The sequence below is a fragment of the Bacillus sp. AFS029637 genome, assembly GCF_002584985.1.
Lineage (GTDB): Bacteria > Bacillota > Bacilli > Bacillales > Bacillaceae_G > Bacillus_A.
The window spans coordinates 23,658-29,902 of sequence record NZ_NUPZ01000055.1 but is presented as its reverse complement, the minus strand read 5'-3'; the positions used below and the strand labels follow the sequence as shown (position 1 = coordinate 29,902).

At 32.2% G+C, this 6,245-nt stretch carries 6 protein-coding genes and 1 pseudogene; 3 read left to right on the top strand and 4 right to left on the bottom strand.

The features are described from left to right. Nucleotides 1–99 precede the first annotated feature (99 nt). Complete coding sequence (locus tag COE49_RS26315) at nucleotides 100–849, top strand: DUF4397 domain-containing protein (protein ID WP_098252916.1); 750 nt, start codon at nucleotides 100–102, stop codon at nucleotides 847–849. A 33-nt stretch (nucleotides 850–882) separates the two neighbouring features. Here COE49_RS26315 and COE49_RS26310 read toward each other — a convergent pair whose 3' ends face one another. Next, entirely contained in the window at nucleotides 883–2,016 is a 1,134-nt protein-coding gene (locus COE49_RS26310; protein WP_088230353.1) for a BA2291 family sporulation histidine kinase, read from the bottom strand. A 236-nt stretch (nucleotides 2,017–2,252) separates the two neighbouring features. Between COE49_RS26310 and COE49_RS26305 the strand changes: the two genes are divergently transcribed. Then, nucleotides 2,253–2,645, top strand: coding sequence for a YueI family protein (locus tag COE49_RS26305; protein WP_088230354.1), 393 nt, complete (start codon nucleotides 2,253–2,255; stop codon nucleotides 2,643–2,645). 121 nt (nucleotides 2,646–2,766) lie between these two features. Here COE49_RS26305 and COE49_RS26300 read toward each other — a convergent pair. Then, nucleotides 2,767–2,967, bottom strand: a pseudogene (locus tag COE49_RS26300) (aldehyde dehydrogenase family protein); the annotation flags it as partial. Between the two features lie 119 nt (nucleotides 2,968–3,086). Next, a complete protein-coding gene (locus tag COE49_RS26295) occupies nucleotides 3,087–4,442 on the bottom strand; it encodes a hemolysin family protein (RefSeq protein ID WP_088230355.1) in 1,356 nt (451 codons plus the stop codon). 359 nt (nucleotides 4,443–4,801) lie between these two features. Here COE49_RS26295 and racA point away from each other — a divergent pair, with 359 nt between their 5' ends. Further along, a complete protein-coding gene (racA, locus tag COE49_RS26290) occupies nucleotides 4,802–5,344 on the top strand; it encodes a chromosome-anchoring protein RacA (RefSeq protein WP_088230356.1) in 543 nt (180 codons plus the stop codon). Between the two features lie 97 nt (nucleotides 5,345–5,441). Here the strand turns inward: racA and COE49_RS26285 are convergent, their stop codons facing one another. Then, nucleotides 5,442–6,038, bottom strand: a complete 597-nt coding sequence (locus COE49_RS26285; protein ID WP_088230357.1) for a hypothetical protein — start codon at nucleotides 6,036–6,038, stop codon at nucleotides 5,442–5,444. Between the last annotated feature and the right edge of the window lie 207 nt (nucleotides 6,039–6,245).

Below are 6,245 nucleotides of genomic sequence, written 5' to 3'. Positions count from 1 at the left end.
GAGACTTCTTTCGGATAATGTGTTAAAAAAACAGCTTTTTTCGCATAACCTCTTTCTCACTTCGCATATAGTTTTAATGATGATAAAGGAGGAATGTTCATGTCTCAATATGAAATCGAAAAATATGGACAAGAAGCTGCCCGTTACGAACAGCTTGCTCGTTACTATCAACATAGTAATCCCAAAAAATATGTAGAACTATATATGAAATATTACGATGCTCTTACAAAACTTGTACAGGCATATGAAAAAAGGGATGCACAAGAATCTACTTTACCCTCCCATATAAGAATTTTTCACGCTGCTCCAAACACGCCAGCGGTAGATATTTTAGTAAATGGACAAAAGGTCATTAAAAGCATTTCCTTTAAGCAATTTAGTCCTTATTTATCATTAGTACAAGGTAAATATCGCATAGATATTGTCCCTGTCGGGAACGAAACGCCAATCTTTTCAGCCTTAGTACCAATAATGGGAAATCATACTTATACGCTTGCTGCCATAAATAGTGACAATCATCTACAGTTACAACCTATACTTGATAATACACATTTACCATCTGGTCAAGCGAAAATCCGCTTTGCACACTTTTCTCCCGATACTCCTGTTGTAAATGTAGATTTGAAAGGTGGAGATCATTTATTTGAAAATGTACTATTTAAACAAACAACAGATTTCATACAAGTAAGCCCTGGTACAGCAGATATTGAAGTTTCACTCGCAGATAACAAAGAAGTTCTGTTAACTTTACCTAAATTCGATGTTGAACCGAATGTAATTTATACCATTTCAATAGTAGGTTATTCAACGAAAGATCCTAAATTAGAAGCTGTTATACTTACAAATTAAAACAGTCTACACCATTTATTTGGTGTAGACTGTTTATTTTTGAAATGCAATTTGAAATTCTGTCCAATCGTTATCTGAACGACACATAATAGATCCATTATGTTTTTCTACAATTTGTTTACATACAAATAACCCAATACCAGTTCCTAACTTTTTAGTAGTTACAAACGGTTCAAAAATCGTTTCAACATTTTCTGCCGGAATCATTGGTCCATTATTTTTTATTACAATTCGTATAGCTTGTTCTTCTTCAAATACATCAATGATAATTTTTCGCTCTTCTTTCATTGATTCCAGAGCATCGATTGAGTTCATTAAAATATTTAAAAATACTTGTCTCACTTCACTCCGATAACCAACAAGTGGAATTGGATATGGCAAATTCTTTTCAATTGAAACATTTGCATTGACCAAACTCGGGTATAAGAACTGTATAATATCTTGAAACAAGTCATTAAGCCAAAACCGTTCTGATTCATTCCACATTTCCTTTTTCGATACGAGTAAAAATTGCGAGATTCGAAAATTCAATTGATCTAATTCATGTGAAATGATATCTAAATACGATAAATTAGGATGATCTGTTTTTAACAATTTGACAAATCCCATTATTGAAGTAAGCGGATTACGAAATTCATGTACAAAACTAGCCGACATTTGCCCTAAAATCGTCAGCCTTTCTTTATGTGTTTCATTAATATATTGCTGTTTTTCTTCTAAATTTTTCGTAATAATTTCGGAGTATTTTAAAACGGTATAATAAATTAATTTGTCAAAACAAGTATGTACTTGAGCCATGATTGGTTTTAGTTCACGAGCGCTTACGTCTAATTCACACATCGCTTCAAAAAGTTCATTTCTTCCCACGTTTGCATTATAGACAAAATCTCCAATATTCGCATCTGCCCCCGCACGCTCAATAGCAATTTTCTCGCATAATGGTTGAAGATAATCAATACCTTTATCTTCCATGGTCAGTTCAATAATTAACTCTAATAAATCCTCTCCATTTTGAACTACCTCTTGTTTAAATGGATCTTTTTCGGAAATTATCATTTTGTTTTTCCAGTTCTCTACGAATTGGTGCCTGTTGTTTTTCAAGTGCGAACAAAATACTTCTTTAATATCCTTATCGATTGGAAAAACCCCCATTTCCTCCATTTCCATACGACGAATACCCTTTATATTTTGAATATTAACATAAAAATCGTAATTCGTTAATAGATTATTGTCACATTTTGTTAATATCTGTTGATAAAATTTTTTTTCGTTTCTTTATAAATTGTTACATTCATTCATTCTCCTTTCCTCCCCTTCATTCAAACTTTATTACATTTCATTCGTCTTTTTTTTGCATCCTGCTTCATTCTTGCGTACAATAGAAAATGAAAGGTGTGAAAAATATGGTAAATAAAAATGTGGAAGATTATCTCCAAGAAGGCATTTATGGCCAAAAGCAAAACAAACCCGAAGAACGTAATATGTATTTAACTACATTACGTGAGCGTGTAGAAATCGCTTTAACTATCGGTCAAGTAATGCAAAGTAATGTATATACAGAAGTAACGAGTAGTATGCGTCCTTCTCAATCATTACAAATATTCCTAAATGGTGGCATTGCTTACCCACATTTATCAAAATACATTAAATTAGCAAATGAAAAAAATGTTCCTTTCACAATTGTTCAAAATAAAGGAACAGAAACACCAATCGGTTTAGTACTATCACATAGCACCGCTGTAGATAAAGAACAAATTTATGTAGAAGATACTATTTTCAAACAAGAAATGAAGTAAACGGTACACTTGATTAAATTAAATCGTTCCGAGAAACGTAGAAAAACAATAAAAAAACGAGTATGGAATCGTAAACATTTCCTACTCGTTTTTTATTGCACTGTTTAAGTGCTATCCTACTTTATTTTTTAATACACACTAATTTCATTTCTGTCATTTCTTCTATTGTATATTGAATTCCTTCACGCCCCGTGTCACTTTCTTTCACACCACCAATTTTTAACTCATCAATCGTACGCATTGCTTTGAACAAATTATTCATGAATACTCCTGCTTGTAGACCGTAACGTGAATGATTTCCTTCCTCTATTGCTTTATCAAATCATTTTAATATACACAATAATAATTCATCTAGTGAAAGGTCTGACTTGTGTTATTGTATCATAGCCCTTATCTCTCCAGGAACATTATACTCAAAAAAACTCTGCCATATAGCAGAGTTTACGAACTAATTTGCTCTTGTAACGAAATTTGTTTTTCATCTTCTAAAATAACAATCGATTCTACTATTTTTGTAACTTCTAACCTTTTAATATAATGTCCATCTAATTCTTTCACACAAAATCTATAATTTTCAATTTCGATGGAATCTTCTTCAGCAATCTCTATATTCTTCGTTAAAATCCAACCACCGATTGTATCAACATCATTATCATCAATCGTTAAACCTAATAACGTATTCACTTCACTAACAAGCACTTTACCCTCTAGTATCGTTTTTGTTTCACTAACTTGTTGAATTTCTGGCTGTTCATCCGTATCAAACTCATCTTGAATATCTCCAACGATTTCTTCTAAAATATCTTCAACAGTAACAAGTCCAGATGTACCACCATATTCATCTATCAATATAGCAATATGTGTTCTTTCTTTTTGCATTTTTAAAAACAAATCATGAATAGGGATGGAATCGATAACTAAAATAATTGGCCTAATATATTGTTCTACTTTCTTTTTACTAACTGCTTTATGCTGCACAAAATCTGTAAAAATATCTTTAAAGTTTACAAAACCTATTACGTGGTCTTTGTCGCCATCAACAACTGGATATCTCGTATATTTTTCCTGAGACATTTTTTGTAAAGCTTCTTCAGCAGGCATTTCTTTACTAATAATATGCATCTCAGTTCGAGGTACCATTATTTCTTTTGCAATACGATCATCAAATTCAAAAATTTTATTCACATATTTATATTCAGACTGATTGATCTCGCCATTTTTATAACTTTCTGAAACTAACAACCGTAACTCTTCTTCTGAATGAACCTCATCATGTCCTTTCGGTGGTTTCAGCCCTAGCAACTTCGTAATAAATCGAGCTGATCCATTTAGGAGCCAAATAAATGGGAATGCGATACGATAAAAGAAAATTAACGGCTTAGCAACAAACAAACTTACTTGTTCAGCTTTTTGAATCGCAAATGTTTTTGGGGCCAATTCCCCAATTACAACGTGTAAAAAAGTAATAAACAAAAACACTAAAATTACAGCAAAAATGTCTGCAAGTTGAGTAGAAATATTCCAATTTGCAAAAAGCGTGTCAAACATTTGCTTTAGCGCAGGTTTACCAAACCACCCAATCCCTAGAGCTGTAACTGTTATTCCTAGCTGACAAGCAGATAAATATTCGTCTAAGTTTGTAATGACTGTTTTGACCGATGTTGCGCCATTATGTCCCTCTGCAATTAAATAGTCAATTCGTGAACTTCTCACTTTAACAATTGCAAATTCTGCTGCAACGAAAAATGCCGTTAAGGCAATTAAAACAATCACTATACTTATACTATATATGTCCAAATACTTTTCCTTACTTACAGTGTAAGCAAGGAAGCCACCTCCTACTTAATTTTATTCAAGTGAAGTAAGCATTCTAATACTCTAACAAAATTCTACATTAGCAACCACCTTTTTATATATTATATGCATACATAAAAAAGATATTTATCATTATGATAATCTAATTCATTTACCCTCGTCAAATCAAATTATTTTAACTCTTAAGACAAAATACTGTTATATAAACGATATATTCTTCACAATTAAATTTCGTGAAAAAACACTTTCTTTGCCGATTCCCCACTTCTTTTGTCACACCAGAAGGGAACTTACTTCATAGATCGAAATCATTCAACAGGATATATATAGGAGGGATTATTTTGGAATATAAAACACCATTTATCGCAAAAAAATTAGGTGTTAGCCCAAAGGCTGTTGTCCGGATTGCACAACAATTAAATCTTACAATAGAAAAAAATAAATATGGTCACTTTATTTTTACACAAAATGATTTAGAACAAATGTTAGAATACCATCGTTCTCAAATAGAACAGACTCAAACCTCTCAGCCTACTCAAAAAACATCATCAAGTGATGTTGAAGAATTAAAAACTCAAGTAAACACAATTGCTCAAAACTCATCATCGAATGATTTGGAGCAACTCGCTTCTCAGTTAAACACCATTACGAGAAGGCTAGATCGTATGGAAGAGCAAATGCAAGATAAAGCAAACGATGTCGTTACGTATCAACTCTTACAGCATCGCCGCGAAATGGAGGAAATGTTAGAACGAATTCAAAAACTAGAAGCTGCCCTTAAGAAAGAAGAACCAATATATATTACTCCCGATTCAAAACCGTCATATGAAAGAGAAAAGAAGCCAAAGCGTCGTAAAATGATTTTTAGTATATTTGGATTATAATTTTTAGACCCTTATTAAAATAATAAGGGTCTTTTTTTATGAAGAATTATATTCTATTTACACATCATTATCTATACTTATACATATTCACTTCTCTTTATTTTGTTAACATAATATTTTTACTGTATTCTGCAATTAATGCCTGTGCCTGAGCATTCCCTTGAATCACATCACGAAATTCTTTTAAAGAATACAAATGCGTAACTCCTTTTCGAGCATGAATTCGAACTGGTACACCTTGTAAAGTATCATGAAACTGAAATGGACTATCTATCGGTTCAATTGGGAAACCGAGTGTGAGTAAATACATATACATTCTTTTTGTTACTGCTGCAATATACCATTCCGCTTTCGTTTCTAACGCATGCATAAATAAAATAGCTGTTAACCTTTTGAAATGTCCTCTCCCGCGTGACGTTTTCGCAATACTTAACTTACCTATTTCATACACATTTTTCAAATCTTTCACTAATTCATTTTTAGAAAACGGATAGAAAAACTCAGAATTTGATTGTTCGGGTACCGTATACTTAATACATTCTACTGTACCAATATGATGATCATCTTCTATTAATAAAAATCGTGATGGATTTAAATTACGTTCTACAAACATTAAGTTTCTTTCTTCACAAAAATCTCCCCATAGTTGCTCGAACCAAAAATGTTCTTCCTTTGTTTGAACACGCTGGAACATATTTAACCGCCTTTCCCATCGTTGCTCTGTTTTTTGACAACGCTTTCACTATCTATCATATAAGAACAAACCTTCGTATGCAACTAAAAATATTTATGACTTATTATATTCTGCAAAATGAATTAAATTCCAACATAATCGTCTTTTATCCCGCATGCACAATTCTATTCAAAACATCTGTGTATCCCATTACAAATTCAAAACACA

What these genes read in the sequence shown, in the direction of transcription:
- COE49_RS26305 (WP_088230354.1), top strand. Translation starts at nt 2,253, where the DNA reads ATGGTAAATAAAAATGTGGAAGATTATCTCCAAGAAGGCATTTATGGC.
- COE49_RS26310 (WP_088230353.1), bottom strand. Translation starts at nt 2,016, where the DNA reads ATGGAAATGGAGGAAATGGGGGTTTTTCCAATCGATAAGGATATTAAA.
- COE49_RS26285 (WP_088230357.1), bottom strand. Translation starts at nt 6,038, where the DNA reads ATGTTCCAGCGTGTTCAAACAAAGGAAGAACATTTTTGGTTCGAGCAA.
- COE49_RS26315 (WP_098252916.1), top strand. Translation starts at nt 100, where the DNA reads ATGTCTCAATATGAAATCGAAAAATATGGACAAGAAGCTGCCCGTTAC.